Source organism: Wolbachia endosymbiont (group A) of Hylaeus communis, assembly GCF_947251915.1.
In the GTDB taxonomy this organism is placed as follows: domain Bacteria; phylum Pseudomonadota; class Alphaproteobacteria; order Rickettsiales; family Anaplasmataceae; genus Wolbachia; species Wolbachia pipientis.
In genome coordinates, this window is sequence record NZ_OX366396.1 from 457938 (window position 1) to 476154 (window position 18217).

17 protein-coding genes, 1 rRNA gene and 2 pseudogenes are annotated in these 18217 nt (G+C 35.7%); 7 read left to right on the plus strand and 13 right to left on the minus strand.

What is annotated here, in order from left to right; all coding sequences use genetic code 11:
• Positions 1–3: 3 nt before the first annotated feature.
• From OPR52_RS02275 to OPR52_RS02300, 6 genes and pseudogenes are all read right to left on the minus strand, one after another.
• Positions 4–836, minus strand: a protein-coding gene (locus tag OPR52_RS02275) for an IS5-like element ISWpi1 family transposase (RefSeq protein WP_265037890.1) whose coding sequence is annotated in 2 segments (ribosomal slippage) — positions 4–467 and positions 467–836 — 834 coding nt in all. Because the reading frame shifts where the segments join, the coding sequence is not laid out codon by codon here.
• Positions 837–880: 44 nt separating this feature from the next.
• Positions 881–1084: pseudogene (locus OPR52_RS02280) on the minus strand (sugar phosphate nucleotidyltransferase); the annotation flags it as partial.
• 116 nt (positions 1085–1200) lie between these two features.
• The gene (locus tag OPR52_RS02285) at positions 1201–2478 is read right to left on the minus strand and encodes a hypothetical protein (protein ID WP_264723044.1); all 1278 of its coding nucleotides are present in this window, start codon (positions 2476–2478) and stop codon (positions 1201–1203) included.
• An 84-nt stretch (positions 2479–2562) separates the two neighbouring features.
• Positions 2563–2919: a succinate dehydrogenase, hydrophobic membrane anchor protein gene (gene sdhD / locus OPR52_RS02290; RefSeq protein WP_010963113.1), complete on the minus strand. Its 357-nt coding sequence runs from the start codon at positions 2917–2919 to the stop codon at positions 2563–2565.
• Positions 2916–3293 carry a succinate dehydrogenase, cytochrome b556 subunit gene (gene sdhC / locus OPR52_RS02295; protein WP_265038364.1) on the minus strand — a complete coding sequence of 126 codons (378 nt, stop codon included), beginning with the start codon at positions 3291–3293 and terminating at the stop codon, positions 2916–2918. Before sdhC ends, sdhD begins: the two co-directional genes overlap by 4 nt.
• Positions 3294–3393: 100 nt before the next feature.
• Positions 3394–4898: ribosomal RNA gene (locus OPR52_RS02300) — 16S ribosomal RNA — on the minus strand.
• A gap of 153 nt (positions 4899–5051) precedes the next feature.
• Here OPR52_RS02300 and OPR52_RS02305 point away from each other — a divergent pair.
• From OPR52_RS02305 to OPR52_RS02335, 7 genes and pseudogenes are all read left to right on the plus strand, one after another.
• A complete protein-coding gene (locus OPR52_RS02305) occupies positions 5052–5666 on the plus strand; it encodes a hypothetical protein (RefSeq protein WP_264723042.1) in 615 nt (204 codons plus the stop codon).
• Positions 5667–5995: 329 nt separating this feature from the next.
• The gene (locus tag OPR52_RS02310; protein ID WP_265038365.1) at positions 5996–6154 is read left to right on the plus strand and encodes a hypothetical protein; all 159 of its coding nucleotides are present in this window, start codon (positions 5996–5998) and stop codon (positions 6152–6154) included.
• Positions 6155–6187: 33 nt separating this feature from the next.
• Positions 6188–7047, plus strand: a protein-coding gene (locus tag OPR52_RS02315; protein ID WP_265037751.1) for an IS630 family transposase whose coding sequence is annotated in 2 segments (ribosomal slippage) — positions 6188–6512 and positions 6512–7047 — 861 coding nt in all. Because the reading frame shifts where the segments join, the coding sequence is not laid out codon by codon here.
• A 90-nt stretch (positions 7048–7137) separates the two neighbouring features.
• A pseudogene (locus OPR52_RS02320) lies at positions 7138–7970 on the plus strand (IS5 family transposase).
• 644 nt (positions 7971–8614) lie between these two features.
• A complete protein-coding gene (carB, locus tag OPR52_RS02325) occupies positions 8615–12070 on the plus strand; it encodes a carbamoyl-phosphate synthase large subunit (RefSeq protein ID WP_265038366.1) in 3456 nt (1151 codons plus the stop codon).
• Between the two features lie 376 nt (positions 12071–12446).
• Positions 12447–12707, plus strand: a complete 261-nt coding sequence (locus tag OPR52_RS02330; RefSeq protein ID WP_010082049.1) for an IS110 family transposase — start codon at positions 12447–12449, stop codon at positions 12705–12707.
• Positions 12708–12825: 118 nt separating this feature from the next.
• Complete coding sequence (locus tag OPR52_RS02335; RefSeq protein ID WP_265038367.1) at positions 12826–13041, plus strand: hypothetical protein; 216 nt, start codon at positions 12826–12828, stop codon at positions 13039–13041.
• A 175-nt stretch (positions 13042–13216) separates the two neighbouring features.
• Here the strand turns inward: OPR52_RS02335 and OPR52_RS02340 are convergent, their stop codons facing one another.
• The 7 genes from OPR52_RS02340 to OPR52_RS02370 all read right to left on the minus strand — a co-directional run bounded on the left by OPR52_RS02340 (position 13217) and on the right by OPR52_RS02370 (position 18217).
• Entirely contained in the window at positions 13217–14197 is a 981-nt protein-coding gene (locus OPR52_RS02340; protein ID WP_265038368.1) for an SGNH/GDSL hydrolase family protein, read from the minus strand.
• Between the two features lie 140 nt (positions 14198–14337).
• Positions 14338–16290: an RNA polymerase sigma factor RpoD gene (gene rpoD / locus OPR52_RS02345; RefSeq protein WP_012673419.1), complete on the minus strand. Its 1953-nt coding sequence runs from the start codon at positions 16288–16290 to the stop codon at positions 14338–14340.
• A gap of 138 nt (positions 16291–16428) precedes the next feature.
• The gene (locus OPR52_RS02350; protein WP_006279706.1) at positions 16429–16740 is read right to left on the minus strand and encodes a cation:proton antiporter subunit C; all 312 of its coding nucleotides are present in this window, start codon (positions 16738–16740) and stop codon (positions 16429–16431) included.
• Positions 16737–17156 (minus strand): Na(+)/H(+) antiporter subunit B, encoded by a 420-nt coding sequence (locus OPR52_RS02355; RefSeq protein ID WP_006279705.1) that lies wholly within the window; start codon positions 17154–17156, stop codon positions 16737–16739. The genes OPR52_RS02350 and OPR52_RS02355 overlap by 4 nt, the downstream gene beginning before the upstream one ends.
• Positions 17149–17676 (minus strand): DUF4040 domain-containing protein, encoded by a 528-nt coding sequence (locus OPR52_RS02360; RefSeq protein ID WP_015589497.1) that lies wholly within the window; start codon positions 17674–17676, stop codon positions 17149–17151. Before OPR52_RS02360 ends, OPR52_RS02355 begins: the two co-directional genes overlap by 8 nt.
• A 1-nt stretch (position 17677) precedes the next feature.
• A complete protein-coding gene (gene mnhG, locus OPR52_RS02365; RefSeq protein ID WP_006279703.1) occupies positions 17678–17965 on the minus strand; it encodes a monovalent cation/H(+) antiporter subunit G in 288 nt (95 codons plus the stop codon).
• 6 nt (positions 17966–17971) lie between these two features.
• Positions 17972–18217 carry a monovalent cation/H+ antiporter complex subunit F gene (locus tag OPR52_RS02370; RefSeq protein WP_007548527.1) on the minus strand — a complete coding sequence of 82 codons (246 nt, stop codon included), beginning with the start codon at positions 18215–18217 and terminating at the stop codon, positions 17972–17974.

An 18217-nucleotide genomic window follows, 5' to 3' on the forward strand; every position in this document is an offset into this window, starting at 1 on the left:
AATTCAAGCATATTCCCTCTTTAACATAACCCTACTCATAGCTAGGTATATGAAATTCTCAGTGGATGTTGTGAGTAAATCATACTCCTTCGATAGCCTTCTATTCCTATTAACCCAAGCAAAAGTCCTTTCTACAACCCATCTTCTTGGCTGTACTTTAAACCCTTGTTCTCTTGTTGGTAGTAGCTCAGGTGGCGTATCTTTGTGCACCCAAAATCTACATGTAGGCCTTTTAACAATTTCAATATCTATGTCATATTCTTCCTTTATGTGATTCTTTAAATTTCTTCCTTGGTATCCCATGTCAGCCCACATTTTTTTAACTTTAGTATATTTTGTTCTCATATTGTTTAATGCTATTTTAATACCATCTCTATCATTTTCGTTAGCAGCGCCTACGTAACAACCTAGTATAAAACCCTGAGTGTCTGTAATTATATGCCTTTTTCTACCCTTTACTTTTTTACTTCCATCATAGCCTTTGATCCCCCCTTTTCTGTAGTCTTTACAGATTGACTATCTACTATACAGGCACTCGGCTGCTCATTCCTTCCTATTTTTCTTCTACTATATTTTGTAATTTCATAATTCATTTTCTCAAAAATTCCCTGCTTCTTCCATTGCCTGAACTGCTCATACACAGTCTTCCATAGCGGAAAATCATTTGGTAAATACCGCCATTGACACCCTGTACGCAATACATAGAAAATTGCTTCTAATATTTCTCTTTTGCTATACTTTGGCGGCCTTCCTCCTTTCTTGTATGATACTCTGAAGTGTTTTTCTATTCTTGCCCATTCCCTTTCGCTTAGATCTGTTGGATACTTTTTTCTCATCTTTACCCCGTACTAAAATTTCAGATATTATAGCCTTTTACTTGTTTCCGGACAACCTCTAAGTCCTCCATCACTAATGACTCGTACTGTATATTTGTAGAAATTATGGGCGGCATATAATCGCTTTTTAGCCTCAACAAAGTGTTGTGAAACATAGTGTTCTGACTAAATATTTTCTGAAATTGCTTTGGCTTAGATAAAGGCCAAAGTCTGCTACCACTACCACCACACAATATTACAGGGCGCATTTAGTTAAGATACTAATTATTTAATTAACATCTTATACTGAGGGCAAAATGCATGCAAGTTTTTGTTGTGGAATAGTTAATAAAGAAAGTAAACGTTGATTTAAAGTAATGGTTGATTATTGTGGTATACGTGATGGAGCGCTTGCGCCTGCCTGTCTTTCTTGTGTTATTTTATCAGCATGGTTGCTCAATTTCTCCTGAGCAATAGCCTTTTTTCCAGACTCAGCTATGCTTTCATTATTTAAGCTTTTTCCAACACCTGGTTCTCTAGATTTATCTATACTTTCACTACTTTTATTTGACGGCTTCTCTAAGTCTTTTTCAATACCTGGCCTCCTGGCGTTAAGCTCATCCCATGTGCCCACTATACTAAGTAGCTTATGATCCTTTTGCTCCGGTTTTAGCCTTTCTCCACCTTTAATAACATTAAAGTCACTTTTTGCTTCTTCCCAACATCCTTTCAATTGGTGTTTCCACATAGTGAAATAAGCATCACCATACTTCTTCTTATCTGCTACAAATAATAAAATTGGAGCCTTAAGTATGGTAGCTCCCATATCCACTAAATTTTTTACTGCCATTGCAGGAGTAAATAAAAGATAACCAAAAGACTTTGCAATTGGGTTTTGTTTGCTTATTAAATGCTCCCCTAACTTTATAGGAAGAGAGGTCAACAATTTAGTACAAACTTTAGCCAAGCTTGTAGCAAAAACGATAGGAACAGATATAAGACTTTTATCTAGCTCTAGATTACCATCCTGATCTCTAATTTCTGAAAAATGGGTGCTTAGCTTCTTGTAATTACTAGTGTATAATAATTCTCCATTTCTTCCTTTTTCATCAACAACTTCCTGAACTTTACCTTCTTTATTTTTTACCTCTTTAGTTAGCACAGAAGAGTTAGTTAATTCAAACGGATATTGAGGATTCTTAGTTTTTTGAGCTTCGAAAATTGGCACGTGTTTTTTCAAATCCATTCTCGAAAAGCCTAATGGCTCAAAATATGACTTATGCAACTCATTTATCGGAATTTGCTTACCCTGATTGTCTATATAATTGATAGTAAAATAAGATCTATCATTATCTTTATCTTTGGTAACTAAAGATAATCTGAAACTTGGTTGTTCTCCATTCTCATCTTTTTGACCATACAAAAGTTTATAGGTTGGATTTTTATCTTTATCTAGTATAGCATTTCCATGCATATCCCTGTTTTCTATGATTTTAGCAGACTGTACAATTTGATCATAATTTTTTGGATACTGGCATTTCCTTCCATCATACATCATTACCTTTCTAAGGTCTTCGACGTAAACTTGAGATTCAGGTGAAGTAAGCAGACCTTTTGCTTTAAGTGTAAGATCTATTGCTCCCTTTTTTAATGCTTCAAACATATTGTCAAACCAAAATCGCTATAATGCTATAGTTCAATAATAAAACTAGTACACTAATAATATATTAACACAGCACCGGTGATTTTACAAGAAAATATGCCTGTAGAAGATAAAGATTGTAAAAGCGAGGGTTATATAAGTAATGCTTGATAAGTACTTTATGCATGTAATTGTAAAAATCCTCAAAGGTACGCTGTGTATATAATCTTCGCATACTACCTGCATTCCAAGAACTGCGTGCCAAAAAATGCAAAACAACAATACAACAAAAAATAAAAGCTCTAGAGGGTGATTAATAAATTTTTCACTAAAAGACAAAGAGCTATCAGTATAAAATGTGCAAGAAAATGAATAGATAAACCAAGGAAACAGGAACAGTAAAATTACCGCAGAAACACGCTGAACCCACCAATGATGTACTGAATTTCCAGACTGACTCATATAAACATAAATAAAAAAGCCATAGTAGAAAGAAGTAGCGTTACTGTCAGCAGTATAGCACTCCTTGAAACGCCAGTAATTTCTAAATTAAGCCCAGCATCCCACAATAAATGACGAATACCATTAAGAAAATGATATACAAAACTTATAAAACATAAGACATAAGCTAATTTAGCAACAGGAGTGAATAATAATGCATTTAAGTACCTTACTATAAGTAACTCAGGAAAGTAAACATGTAATATGAAATACCAAGAAAGTATCATTAATAAAAGGAATAGCAAGATACCAGTCAATCTATGCATAATAGAGAAAAAATTAGTAACTTGTACTTTATATATTTGTAAATGTGGAGAAAGAGGTCTATCACTCATAAAATTCCGTTATCGGGAAATTAAAATAAAGTAGAAGTAAAGACAGCAGTATAGCACATAACAACACCATCATTAAAAATGGTAAATTATGTGCAAAGCCTAAGGAGGTAATCCAGCTGCAGATTCCCCTACTGCTACCTTGTTACGACTTCACCCCAGTCACCGATCCCACTTTAAATAACTCCCTCCTTGCGGTTAGGTCGTTAGCTTCGAGTGAAACCAATTCCCATGGCGTGACGGGCAGTGTGTACAAGACCCGAGAACGTATTCACCGTGGCGTGCTGATCCACGATTACTAGCGATTCCAACTTCATGCACTCGAGTTGCAGAGTACAATCCGAACTGAGATGGCTTTTAAGGGATTAGCTTAGCCTCGCGACTTTGCAGCCCATTGTAGCCACCATTGTAGCACGTGTGTAGCCCACTCCATAAGGGCCATGATGACTTGACATCATCCCCACCTTCCTCCAGTTTATCACTGGCAGTTTCCTTAAAGTCCCCAGCATTACCTGATGGTAACTAAGGATGAGGGTTGCGCTCGTTGCGGGACTTAACCCAACATCTCACGACACGAGCTGACGACAGCCATGCAACACCTGTGTGAAACCCGGCCGAACCGACCCTATCCCTTCGAATAGGTATAATTTCCATGTCAAGGAGTGGTAAGGTTTTTCGCGTTGCATCGAATTAAACCACATGCTCCACCGCTTGTGCGGGTCCCCGTCAATTCCTTTGAGTTTTAATCTTGCGACCGTAGTCCCCAGGCGGAATGTTTAACGCGTTAGCTGTAATACAGAAAGTAAAACTTCCCATATTTAACATTCATCGTTTACAGCGTGGACTACCAGGGTATCTAATCCTGTTTGCTCCCCACGCCTTCGCGCCTCAGCGTCAGATTTGAACCAGATAGACGCCTTCGCCACTGGTGTTCCTCCTAATATTTACGAATTTCACCTCTACACTAGGAATTCCTCTATCCTCTTTCAATCTCTAGATTAGCAGTTTTAAAAGCAATTCCAAGGTTGAGCCTTGGGATTTCACTTTTAACTTACTAATCCGCCTACGCGCCCTTTACGCCCAATAATTCCGAATAACGCTAGCCCTCTCCGTATTACCGCGGCTGCTGGCACGGAGTTAGCCAGGACTTCTTCTGTGAGTACCGTCATTATCTTCCTCACTAAAAGAGCTTTACAACCCAAAGGCCTTCTTCACTCATGCGGCATGGCTGGATCAGGCTTTCGCCCATTGTCCAATATTCCCCACTGCTGCCTCCCGTAGGAGTCTGGACCGTATCTCAGTTCCAGTGTGGCTGATCATCCTCTCAGATCAGCTATAGATCATTGCCTTGGTAGGCTATTACTCCACCAACTAGCTAATCTAATATAGGCTCATCTAATAGCAATAAATTTTTCCCCCGTAGGGCGTATACGGTATTAGTTGCCGTTTCCAACAATTATTCCGTACTACTAGGTAGATTCCTATACATTACTCACCCGTCTGCCACTAAGTTATACCATAGCAAGCTACAATATAACTCCGTTCGACTTGCATGTGTTAGGCCTGCCGCCAGCGTTCATTCTGAGCCAGGATCAAACTCTCAAATTTAGACTTCAACCTATAAAAGGTTGAGGGTACATCGGATAAATCCGACAAAAAATAATTTAGCTTAATACTGCTGTCTTTATTTCTACTTTAGAAATATTTTAATCTCCAACTATTCAAACAACTTTAAGAATATTATTATGTGATATAATCACTATGTCAATATGTTTTTGCAAATCAAAAGCATTAATGTATAAATATATGACTATTCAGAATATTACCATGAAAAAATACATCTTTCTGCTTGCACTCGCGCCAATGTTAGTTGGCATTACACTATACTTATTGCGCAACATTGATAACACAAAACAATCTATAACTGCAGGTGACAAGTTTTACGAAGTATTATTCTTAAAAAAAGATAATAAGCCGCTGCTAGAAGAAATAGATTCAAATTGGGAGTATTTAACAAATTTTGAACGCGCATTCAATCATATCTCAGATTCAATGCCAACAGACACAGCATCTATTTATAATGATTTGGCAGATGATAAAGATGCTCCTAATGTTTTGCGTGAGTTAGCACAATATTTAGAAGTAATGAGCTTACTTCACTCCAACGGTGAAAAAATAAATAAAGACAAAATTGATAATTTAGAATCAAGCACAGTATACCCTTATTCAAGCCAAGAAGCCATCGCTATAGTAAAGATACACAATAACGACGTTAAGGGTGCAACTGAAATATTGCGTTCCCTATTAAATGATAGAAAATGCCCTATCCTAATCAAAGCTAATGCACAAGAATTACTCAGGATATATGGGAGTTAACTCATTGGACTTTTTGCATAGCTTTTGGCAGCGCATCGGATGAAACGAAAAAACTTACTTGACACCCTTCGCCAGCCCCCTTATCATAAAATTGAAGCTATTGTATTTGCTTTCGCCAATCTGCAGATTAAAAGGTAAGGATTACTTAATGTATCGGCGTCTTATGTTTAATTTTTTGCAGTACATAGATACTGTATGTCTTTACAAAACTTCATCTACATCTAGATTTTTATCTAAATAAGCTGAACGCGCTTATAAAGCGTTACAAGACATCAAAAAATGCCAATACTCGACAGAGATAGTAAAAGACTAGCTAACTCGGGGATTCTTTGTCTTTTTTTCTGCTTAGTAAACTTCTTAAACATTTGCAGCGTAAGTTAGTTGCAATTAAAAGCAGCTTAATCTTGCTTGTCAAGCGTTTAAAACATAAAAAACGCCAATATTTTAAAGCGGATAATATAGCTCTTTCCATAAAAGTCCGGATGTGATAGGATAAGGGTAGATGATGATAAGGAGGTTGAATGCCAGCAGCATATAGTTATGATTTAAGAAAAAAAGCAATGGAAGCGCTAGACGAAGGAGAAAGCAGAGAAACAGTGGCAGCAAGATTTAAGATTGGACGAACTACTTTATGGGAGTGGCAGCAAAGAAGAAAAGAAACAGGAGACTTTCAATCAAAAAAACTTGGAAATGGGGGTTACAATCACAAAATTACCGACTGGGATACCTTTGCCAAATTTGCCAGAGAACACGGAGGAAAGACTCTATCGGAAATGGCTAAACTTTGGAACAACGTTAGTATCCAAACGATCTATCGAGCCCTTAAAAAAATTGAATTTACGCGCAAAAAAAGACATATGGATACAAGGAAAGAAACGAAGAAAAACGTGCTGAATTTTTGAAAATTATAGCGACAAAAGAACCTAAAAACTTAGTGTATATAGATGAGTCTGGCATTGATAACACCGAAGACTACCCCTACGGATATTGCCAGAAAGGACAGCGGTTTTATGCCTTAAAATCTGGAAAGAAAACTCAACGAATCAGTATGGTTGCAGCCTTAAGTGGAAGAAAGATAGTTGTTCCGTTAACCTTTGAAGGCCACTGTAATATGGATGTTTTTAATGGATGGTTTGAGCAATTTTTGACACCGATCTTGGAACCTGGACAGACTGTCATTCTTGACAATGCTACTTTTCATAAGTCTGATAAGATTATCGAGCTTGCTAAAGGGGTTGGTGCAGAAATTTTGTATCTGCCGCCTTATTCTCCAGATTTCAACAAAATTGAGCATCATTGGTTTGCTATAAAAAACAGAGCCAGGAAAAACATTCCTCTATTCGAATCCTTTCGTCGTGCTGTTGATTCTGCCTTCCTATGACCTGTTCGGACTATTATGAGAAATGCTATATGAGGTTGTCCGGAAACAAGTAAAAGGCTATAATATCTGAAATTTTAGTACGGGGTAAAGATGAGAAAAAAGTATCCAACAGATCTAAGCGAAAGGGAATGGGCAAGAATAGAAAAACACTTCAGAGTATCATACAAGAAAGGAGGAAGGCCGCCAAAGTATAGCAAAAGAGAAATATTAGAAGCAATTTTCTATGTATTGCGTACAGGGTGTCAATGGCGGTATTTACCAAATGATTTTCCGCTATGGAAGACTGTGTATGAGCAGTTCAGGCAATGGAAGAAGCAGGGAATTTTTGAGAAAATGAATTATGAAATTACAAAATATAGTAGAAGAAAAATAGGAAGGAATGAGCAGCCGAGTGCCTGTATAGTAGATAGTCAATCTGTAAAGACTACAGAAAAGGGGGGATCAAAGGCTATGATGGAAGTAAAAAAGTAAAGGGTAGAAAAAGGCATATAATTACAGACACTCAGGGTTTTATACTAGGTTGTTACGTAGGCGCTGCTAACGAAAATGATAGAGATGGTATTAAAATAGCATTAAACAATATGAGAACAAAATATACTAAAGTTAAAAAAATGTGGGCTGACATGGGATACCAAGGAAGAAATTTAAAGAATCACATAAAGGAAGAATATGACATAGATATTGAAATTGTTAAAAGGCCTACATGTAGATTTTGGGTGCACAAAGATACGCCACCTGAGCTACTACCAACAAGAGAACAAGGGTTTAAAGTACAGCCAAGAAGATGGGTTGTAGAAAGGACTTTTGCTTGGGTTAATAGGAATAGAAGGCTATCGAAGGAGTATGATTTACTCACAACATCCACTGAGAATTTCATATACCTAGCTATGAGTAGGGTTATGTTAAAGAGGGAATATGCTTGAATTTACTTGTTTCCGGACAACCTCTAAAGTTAAGTTTTCTGGATCCCAGACGGCTTTGTTGCATCGCTAGCTATGATGGATTAAAGATAAAAAAGATAGGGAATATCAGTAGCTTATTATTCTGGTATTTATAACAAGAACGGTCAATGAATACCTAAATTTGAGTAAAAGAAATTTCACTACCATTTACCAATCCGGCTAAAATTCAAGAATTTCAATGCTTTAGCTATTTTCAATAGAATTAAATTTATTAATATAAATAACAAATTACTATTCTTAAATTTGATCAGATTGATTGCAAAAAAACAAGATTTTCAATAGGTTGCTTATAATCCTAACTATAGTTAGCCTTTCATAAGTAGCGATGCAACAAAGCCATCCCAGACTGGGATGACACCTCTGGGCACTGCCGTCATAAAGGAACCAGTGTCAGCTACTTGAATGACATCATTTGCTGTGCAATTTACCTTCAAAAATGAATGTTTGTACAGCTGTGTGTCAAGCACTGGAATCTGCCACGCAAATTGCAATGTTCGTACAGTTATGCGTCAAGCCTAAAAGTAATTAGCTAATAGGTTTAATAAAAATTCACATATACAGGAAAGATTGGTAACATTACTTGAATAGAGACCGTTATTGTAATTATGCCGAAACGCACAGATATAGAATCTATATTAGTAATAGGAGCAGGCCCAATAGTTATAGGTCAGGCATGCGAGTTTGATTATTCCGGAACGCAAAGCTGTAAAGTATTAAAAAGCGAAGGTTATAAAGTCATTTTGGTTAACTCCAACCCCGCAACTATAATGACAGATCCTGAATTCTCTGATGCAACTTATATTGAGCCGGTACTGCCTGAAATCATAGAGAAAATTATAATTAAGGAGATGCCAGATGCAATATTGCCAACAATGGGCGGGCAAACAGCACTCAATTGCGCAATAAAACTTGCAGATGATGGAGTGTTAGACAAATACAATGTAGAATTAATAGGAGTAAATAGAGAAGCAATAAAAAAAGCAGAGGATAGAGAGTTATTCCGTCAGTCCATGGATAGAATAGGACTGAAATACCCCAAAAGTATCATTATAAAAAATCAAGAACAAATAAAAAAGGCTTTGGACTACGTTGGATTACCAGCAATCATCCGTTCATCATTCACTCTTGGTGGCGCAGGTAGTGGCATAGCATATAATAAAGAGGAGTTTTTTAATATCGCAGAAAGTGCTCTCAAAATTTCGCCAATAAATGAAGTTCAGATAGATGAATCAATTATCGGCTGGAAAGAATATGAAATGGAAGTTATCCGCGATTGTAAAGATAACTGCATAATAGTCTGTTCGATAGAAAATGTTGATCCGATGGGAGTGCACACTGGGGATAGCATAACTGTTGCTCCTGCTTTGACTCTGCGTGACGTAGAATACCAACAGATGAGAAATGCATCTATAGCAGTGCTGAGAGAAATTGATGTTAGTGCCGGAGGTGCAAATGTTCAGTTTGCAGTGAATCCTAAAGAAGATGGAAGCCTCGTTGTAATTGAAATGAATCCAAGGGTTTCTCGCTCTTCTGCACTTGCCTCAAAAGCAACAGGTTATCCTATTGCAAAAGTTGTAACTAAACTTGCTATTGGCTATTCACTCGATGAAATACGTAACGACTGCGCTCCAATAATACCAGCAGCATTCGAACCAGTGATTGATTATATCGTCACTAAAATCCCTCGATTTGAGTTTGAGAAATTTAAGGGAACGAATTGTGAACTATCAACCTCCATGAAATCAGTGGGAGAAGTAATGTCTATAGGCCGCACTTTTAATGAGTCACTGCAGAAAGCTTTTCGTTCACTTGAAACTGATCTTACAGGACTTGATGAAGTGTTTCCTGAGAACATTGATATTGATCACGTAAAATCTCAATTAGCAAAATTGCTACCAAACAGATTACTGATTGCTGCTGACGCAATGCGCCACGGAATTAGCATAGAAGAAATAAATTCGATTACAGGATATGACTTATGGTTTCTGCAAAATATACAGCAAATTATATTAACTGAACAAAAAATCAAGGAAAATGGATTTCCTGGAACTGCGTACGAAATGTTAGAGCTGAAAAAAATGGGATTTTCAGATGCAAGATTAGCAAAGTTAAGTAATAGACCTACCTCTGTCATTCCAGTACCCTCTAATGTCATCCCAGTGCGTGACACTGGGATCCAGCCAGCGTTACACGCTGGAGATCGAGTAAAACAAATCGAAGAAATAAGAAAAAAATTTGGCATTAAACAAGTTTATAAACGCGTAGACACCTGTGCAGCTGAGTTTGAATCAAGCACTGCTTATATGTATGGCTGCTATGAGGGTGATGTTGAAAATAAAACGGAATGTGAGGCGAATATTTCTGACCGAGAAAAGGTTGTCATTTTAGGAAGTGGTCCAAATCGCATTGGTCAAGGTATTGAGTTTGATTATGCATGCGTACATGCAGCTTCTGCCGCCAAAGAAATGGGGTATGAAACAATAATGATCAACTGTAATCCCGAAACTGTCTCAACTGACTACGATACCGCTGATCGTTTATATTTTGCACCACTCATTGCAGAGGATGTGCTTGAAATACTAAGTAAAGAGCAAGAAAATGGCACACTGGTTGGTGTAATAGTTCAAATAGGCGGTCAAACACCTTTAAAGTTAGCCAAAGTGCTTAACGAGAGAGGTTTCAAAATTCTGGGAACTTCGTTTGATTCTATTGACCTTGCAGAAGATCGCATGAGGTTTAAAAACCTTGCTTTGCAACTTAATTTAAAACAACCTGAAAATTCTATCTGCCATTCAGTAGAAGAAGCGTTAACCAACGCAGAAAAGGTGGGGTTTCCACTAGTAGTCAGGCCATCATATGTCCTCGGCGGTCAGTCTATGTCGATTAGACACGATACTCAGAGCTTTAAAGAGTACGTCTTAGATCAAACTAAAATCTTTGAGCATGGTTCGCTGCTTCTTGATAAATTTTTAGTCAATGCAGTTGAGGTTGACGTTGATGCTGTATGTGATGGGGAAAAAGTTTTCATTGCAGCGGTCATGGAGCATATTGAAGAAGCTGGTATCCACTCTGGTGATTCAACATGCTCAATACCGACAAATACATTGAGTGACGAAGTAATAAAAGAGATTAAGCTACAAACTGAAAGAATAGCTCTTGCACTAGAAGTGAAAGGTCTGATAAACATTCAGTTTGCTGTTCAAGAGAATAGACCTCTTGCAGAACCTGTTTGTGATGAGAAATTTTTAGAAAAAGTGCAGATGAGCACCACAGAATACTCGAATGTATTTGAGGAGCGCAGACAAGCTTTGACGACAAAATTGCCTTCAGAAATCGAGTTATGCAAGAGGTCTAGTGATGTATACATACTTGAAGTGAATCTAAGGGCTAGTCGCACAGTTCCTTTTATTTCCAAAGTAATTAACATCCCTATTGCAAAACTTGCCACTCAAGTTATTTTGGGTAAAAAATTGAATCAGGAAAACGAGCCTTTCAATCATTTTGCAGTTAAAGCTGCTGTTTTTCCATTCACGCGCTTTTCGGGAATTGATATTCTACTTGGTCCTGAAATGAAATCAACAGGAGAAGTGATGGGAATTGACTCATCTTTCGAAGCTGCACTTGCAAAAGTGCATATGGCTGCGGGATACAAGTTACCAACAGAAGGAGCAGCTCTGGTTTCAGTAAAAGATGATGATAAAGAGTATATATTGCCTGTTGTACGAATGTTGAAAGAACTGAGTTTTGAAATATATGCAACCAAAGGTACAGCTTCTTATCTGAATAATAATGGCATTGCTGCACAAACTGTAAATAAAGTGAGAGAAGGCAGACCCCACATAGTTGATATGCTCAAAGATGGAAAAATAAATCTAGTGATCAATACTTCAAAAGGTGTGAAATCAGTCTCAGATAGCAAAGATATCAGGAGAACTGCTATTTTGCAAAATATAGCTTACAGTACCACAGCTTCTGGGAGTAAAGCGTTAGTGCTTGCAATTCAATATGTAAAGAATAGCAAATTGGAAGTGAAATCATTACAGCAGATACAAAACGTTTAAATATCAAAACTAGAATAATTCACTCTCAAAATGCTAAAGAGAACATAATAAAAAGATGGAAATTTTGAAGGAAATAGTATACCTAAAGAATCAACTAGCGTAATTGAACAGCCAAATGCTACAACGAATACTCCACAATCTTACCTAGAGGACACTTCCCTTATATGTTAAGAACAAGTCTTTATAAATATCAAAGTAGTGATATTAAAGACACACAGAGAAGAGGAACCGTCACGCCCCTTGATTATAAGAATCGTTGTTCAGCAAGGTTCTCTTCTCTGGTTTATTATACTGAAAGTTCCGAACAACTGATTGAGCTTTTAGGCTCGTATATAAGGCTGGAAAATGCAGTATATGTTATTATTACGGAGGAATTATGAATTCATCAAACATTATTGCTGGCATTGATGTTAGCAAAAGTAAATTAGATCTCCACATTCACCCACTTGAGCATTATAAAATATTTGAAAACAATGTACAATCCATTGATGAAATGCTGGACTTTTTACGTTTGCATAATGTAACCAAAATTGGTCTTGAGGCAACTGGTGGATACGAAAAATTATGTGCCTATACTTTACTAAGCAATGGTTTTGAGGTGTACGTCATTCAACCAAGGTGGGAGAGACTATGCTAAAAGCCTTGGTATTACTACAAAAACTGATAAAATAGACTGCAGTATCATCTCACGTTATATTAATAATACAGATATGCGTGTTACTCCTTTAACAGTTAGTAATGGTAATATTGATTGCTTGAAACAAAAATTATCTCGTAGAAACCAACTTGTAGAAATAGCAAAAATACAAAAAACCCAAATCCAACAGGTAACTGATACATCTATAATCAAACAAATAGAGGAACTTCTTGCAATTTTACGTAATCAAATTAAAACTTTAGAAGATGAAATGATTACATTTATCGATCAAAACCAAGGGCTTAAAAGAAAATATATATCAATAACTATATAGTAGCGGGATGACGGTTTTTCAAATTGTCGGTAAATCTAAGTCAGTTTAGCTATAGGCAGCAATTTTCTGTATTTATTTTAAATTGAAGAAAGCTCAAATGAAAGATCGTGTTTTGCTAAAAATCACAGAATGCAGTCTGGTTACTATTTAAAAGGATATGTTCAAAAAAACTGTGTCAAATCAACTCATACACTTCATTACCAACTTCATGATGAAGTTCCGCAGTTGGATGGAAATAATCAAAAAAGAAATAATCCTTTAGTGTTTCTTTGCTACACCCAGGGTTATAGTGAACGTCAAGTTCCCCTTTAAATATCAACTTTAAGAGTATTTTTATATTTTCTTTAAATCTCCCAACTTGGTCTGCAATGTTCGATGTGCATGCATCTTGACAATTTAAACCTTTGCTCTTGTATTCGCTAAGCATACTTTTCATTTTAGAGTTAAGATCAAATGCTTTGATTTCAAGATCTGTACTTTTCTTCATACAATCTAAGCCATTAGCCAATTTTGCATTGAAACTCTCTGTGAGCTTTGTAGCTAGTTCCCTTGCTTCTTCATCTCTATTAAAAGCTGGTATTGAGCCAACTTCAGGTGCATTTGCAACAACTACATGCTTAACACCATGTTCATTTAGAACCTTAAGTGCATTACATATTTCACTCACTACTTGTTCCAACACTTCTTCCGCTTTAGTATCGTCATAAGCAGTGGCAACCATAACATCATTTCCGCCGATTATGATGCAAAATAAATCTTCTTTACCTATATCTGGATGATGTTTAATTACCGCATCTAGCTGCTTAGCTAAACGAAATTTATTGAAGAAATAAGAAAAAATAGGGTCAAAAATTTCAGATGCTGTTGCATATGAAACTGCGTAATTCTGACCTTGCTGTTCGTGGCATCTCCCAAAAAATGAATAACTCCACCCAGGTTTAAATTCATCTAAATCTAAATATTTTGCTATATATTCAACAGCAGTAGGGCCATTGCTAAAAGATCTTCCTTGATAAAAAGGATCATCAAATTTTATGCTTTTTGCAAAGGATAAATTATTTAAAATTCCAATGATTGCGCCATTATCGGATAAGCTATCACCCAGAACATAAAAATTTCTATACTTTGAATTAGAATTGTCATTTTTGTTTGTCATAATATTTACCGTAGATTAGCATGTTGTTTCATTAGATTCATAGAAAAAGAAAAATAGCGGTGAAATTATACAACTTTGGCCTAACTTGCTCTCCACTTTTTCCGGGCAAAATCAGCTTCTTCTTAACTTGACACGTATACTTAAAAGAACCCTCTAAGTTTTCTAGCACGGCTTGGATGTTTCAACTTGCGCAGTGCTTTTGCCTCTATTTGCCTAATTCTCTCACGTGTTACATTAAAAATTTTTCCTACTTCTTCTAAGGTATGTTCCTTCCCATCTTTACCAAGGCCAAAACGCATTCTTAAAATTCTTTCTTCCTTTGGTGTTAAAGTTGCAAGAACATTGGTTGTAATGCCACGCAAGTCAGCAAGTATTGCAGCATCCTCTGGCCTGGAGACTCGCTTGTCTTCTATACAATCACCAAAGGTACTACTATCATCTTTTCCTGTTGGAGCTTCAAGACTTACTGGATCCCTTGCTATTTTCATAACTTTGCGTATTCTTTCCAGTGGCATTGTCAGTTCTACACTCAATTCCTCTAACGTCGGCTCTCTTCCCATCTCATGAGTCATCTTTCTTAATGCTCTGTTGATTTTACTGATAATTTCCACCATATGAACTGGTATTCTAACTACTTTAGACTGCTCAGGTATTGCTCTAGTGATTGATTGTCTTACCCACCAAGTGCCATAAGTTGAAAATTTATATCCACGTTTGTAATCAAACTTATCCACGGCCTTCATAAGACCAATATTGCCTTCTTGTATCAAATCAAGCAGATCAAGGCCTCTTTTTGAATACTTCTTAGCAATGGAAACTACTAGCCTTAAGTTAGCCTTAATCATTTCTTGCTTTGCTTCAGAGACTTCTCGTTCGTGTTTTTGTATTCTCTTGATTAGCTCCTTAAATTCTTGTACGTTATCTTCCTGTATATGCTGCTTAATACCGTTCAAGGTACTAGCTATATGTTCAGAGTTATCGTCTATAAACCTTAAAAATTTGTTTTTTAATTCACCTGTAAAAGAGGACTGATTTTCATTGATCTTTAAAAGACTTATCTTTTTCAATTCGTGCTTTAAAAGCACGTCATCATAAACTTTATAGAAACTTTCTCTATCGATATCGTATTTTCTAGCCTCAGCAATAAGATTAGCCTCTTCAAGCGTAATGGATCTATTTATCTTATAAAGTTCTTGTGTAATTCTGGCAACAGCAGCATCACTTAACTTAATTTGTAATGCTATAGACCATATTTGATTATACAAATTTTCTAGCTCATTAGAGAAATTTTTAGAATTTTTTCTTAATATCAACGCTTCATTTGTTAAAGTAATTATCTCATCCAATGCAACTATGACCTTTGGCAATAAGTCACTTTCCATTTCAAGAATAGAAACATTTAAATTGACTGAACTTATATCTTCATTATTACCGTCTTTCTCATCATCACTTTTTTTACTATCTTTCTCATCATCACTACAGTACTCAGCATCTTCAGAAACATCCTCAGAATCCTCAACATCTTCAGCACTTTCTTCACTCTCTTCACTTTCTTCTTTGGGTACCACATTAAAATCAGAGTTATAAATTGCATCCAGATCTATAATTTCTCTCAGTAAGAGAGCTCCATTACTTAAATCATCACGCCATACTTTTATCACCTTTAATGTTACTGATGTTTCAATTATTGCACGTAACATGTTATGCTTTTCAGATTCAATTTTTTTTGCTATCTCGATTTCATCTGCCCTTGATAAAAGCTTTACGGAGCTCATGTCTTGTAAATAAATCCTCACTGGATCATCATTTTGTACTAAAGTTGCAGTAACATTTGGCGATGTGTCATCATCATCAAGTTTACTATCATCACTGTTGGAAGGAATATCTTCTTCATCTTCGCTACTTTCAAGCACATTAATTCCGGAATCCTGCAATAAAGATATAGCATCATCTATAAAGTCAGACGAAAAATTTTCATCTGATAATTTATCATTTATATCATCAAAGGTGATAAAACCACCCTTTTTTATACTCTTAGTTACCAGATCTTTGATAATTTTTTTCTTATCTTCTGCATCATTAATAGTTGACATCATTACCTTTATAGTTTATAATTTTATTTCTTATTAACAAACAAACTTACAACGAGCAAGTCTATAATTTTACTTTTAACTTGTGGCTATTTGTTACTTCATATAGTTTAAGATACTGTTAATTTATGTACACTTGTCTTAATCGATTGTTCCATACTTTTCTTCCATTTTTACTGCTATGGATAATCCAACTGAAAATGTTGCAATTCCAACCACTATAGCAGTAAGCATTAAAACATGGGGTATAGGATTGCTATATGAATAAAAATTTGAAACCAATATAGGAGGCAAGGAACTTTTTATATATCCTAGAGATATGTAAAATAACAAAACAGATGCTTGGAAGACGCTTACCCCTATCATTTTCTTGATTAAATTTTTATCGTTTATAATAATATATAAACCTAGCACCATTAATACAATAATAATCGTATAATTATATAAAGTCATTGTTTTTTCCTACGAGCAAAATTTATATATATAATTAACATAGAGGAGCAGACAGTAAATGCTACACCTAATTCCACCAAAAAAATACCTAATTTTTGACCGGTTCTATTATTGGTTAACAAGATATCATAAGATAAAAAATTTTGGCCAAGTAAAGTTGTTGCAACGCCCGTTCCTCCATAAATTAAAATACCTAACACGTTAGTCAATCTAATCACAGAATAAGGTATTGCTTTTAGAGTTGTAGATACACCAAATAGCATTGAATATAATATTATCCCGGAGGCAATAATTATTCCTGCTTGAAAACCTCCACCCGGAGTGTAATCACCGTGAAATTGTATGTATAAACCAAATAAAATGATAAAAGGTATCATCAAAAATGTTACTGCATTTAATATCGGATCTTTAATCATTTTCTTTTTCTTCTTTTAATATCAACGTTATACAAAGCGCAGCAGTAAAAACTACTATAGTTTCTCCAAACGTGTCATAACCACGAAAGCTTGCCAAAATAGCTGTCACTATATTAGGAATACCGGTAGCTTTTTCGGTATTTTCCACATAATAAGGAGCAACATGCAAGTGGATCGGAGCATTGTGGCTGCCAAAATCTGGCAATTGAATCATAAAATATGACAAACATACAGCCAGAAATAACATAAAAAAAAGCGTTATAGGGTTATGAGATAGATTTACTTTATGATTCTTTATCAAGGAGAGTGCTGCAAACGTAAAAACTGTACTGAGCCCCGCACCAACAGAAGCTTCAGTAATTGCAACATCAGGTGCATTCATAATTAAGTATATAAGCGCAATCAGTGAACTAAATACACACATTAGAACAGCACTTACGACTAAATGTCGCGAGAAAACTATAAAAACCGTAACTGTTAGTAACAACAAAAGTAACACTACATTTAATATTTCTAACACCTTAGCCTTCTTTAACAGTTTTTTTCTTAACTTTATAATGAGTGCGCGCTAAAATATAGCTATTAGTTGAGTTAGCTACCCATATTATAAAAATTAATAATACTATTTTAACAGTATTGATTGAAAATCCATTCTGCAAAGCAAAACCAATTAACAATAACGTTGCACCGCTAGAATCTGTAATACCTGCTGCATGTAACCTAGTATAGAAATCAGGAAATCTGATCACCCCTATATTTGAAATAATTATCAAACAAATACCTAAAAATATGAAAATGGATCCTATCATAAATTATCAAAACAACATTAATCTCATTAGTGCTATAGTTGATATAAAGCTAACGCTAGCATACAACAATGCTATATCAATTAAAAAAAAATTATTCAGAATGATTGATATTGCTGTTATAAGTACAACTACTTGCGTTGAGAAATTATTGAACGCTAAAACCTTATTGTACACATCATTTGACTTAGACACTATGCAACACAACATTACACTCATACAGAACAACAGTGTATAGATAGCAATGCAAATCAT

Bases quoted from the DNA above. Each gene is read 5' to 3' on its own strand.
- OPR52_RS02350 (WP_006279706.1), bottom strand. From the start codon at position 16,740: ATGACTTTATATAATTATACGATTATTATTGTATTAATGGTGCTAGGT.
- OPR52_RS02305 (WP_264723042.1), top strand. From the start codon at position 5,052: ATGTCAATATGTTTTTGCAAATCAAAAGCATTAATGTATAAATATATG.
- OPR52_RS02370 (WP_007548527.1), bottom strand. From the start codon at position 18,217: ATGATTTGCATTGCTATCTATACACTGTTGTTCTGTATGAGTGTAATG.
- rpoD (WP_012673419.1), bottom strand. From the start codon at position 16,290: ATGTCAACTATTAATGATGCAGAAGATAAGAAAAAAATTATCAAAGAT.
- sdhD (WP_010963113.1), bottom strand. From the start codon at position 2,919: ATGAGTCAGTCTGGAAATTCAGTACATCATTGGTGGGTTCAGCGTGTT.
- OPR52_RS02330 (WP_010082049.1), top strand. From the start codon at position 12,447: ATGAATTCATCAAACATTATTGCTGGCATTGATGTTAGCAAAAGTAAA.
- OPR52_RS02355 (WP_006279705.1), bottom strand. From the start codon at position 17,156: ATGATTAAAGATCCGATATTAAATGCAGTAACATTTTTGATGATACCT.
- OPR52_RS02340 (WP_265038368.1), bottom strand. From the start codon at position 14,197: ATGACAAACAAAAATGACAATTCTAATTCAAAGTATAGAAATTTTTAT.
- carB (WP_265038366.1), top strand. From the start codon at position 8,615: ATGCCGAAACGCACAGATATAGAATCTATATTAGTAATAGGAGCAGGC.
- OPR52_RS02285 (WP_264723044.1), bottom strand. From the start codon at position 2,478: ATGTTTGAAGCATTAAAAAAGGGAGCAATAGATCTTACACTTAAAGCA.
- mnhG (WP_006279703.1), bottom strand. From the start codon at position 17,965: ATGATAGGATCCATTTTCATATTTTTAGGTATTTGTTTGATAATTATT.
- sdhC (WP_265038364.1), bottom strand. From the start codon at position 3,293: ATGAGTGATAGACCTCTTTCTCCACATTTACAAATATATAAAGTACAA.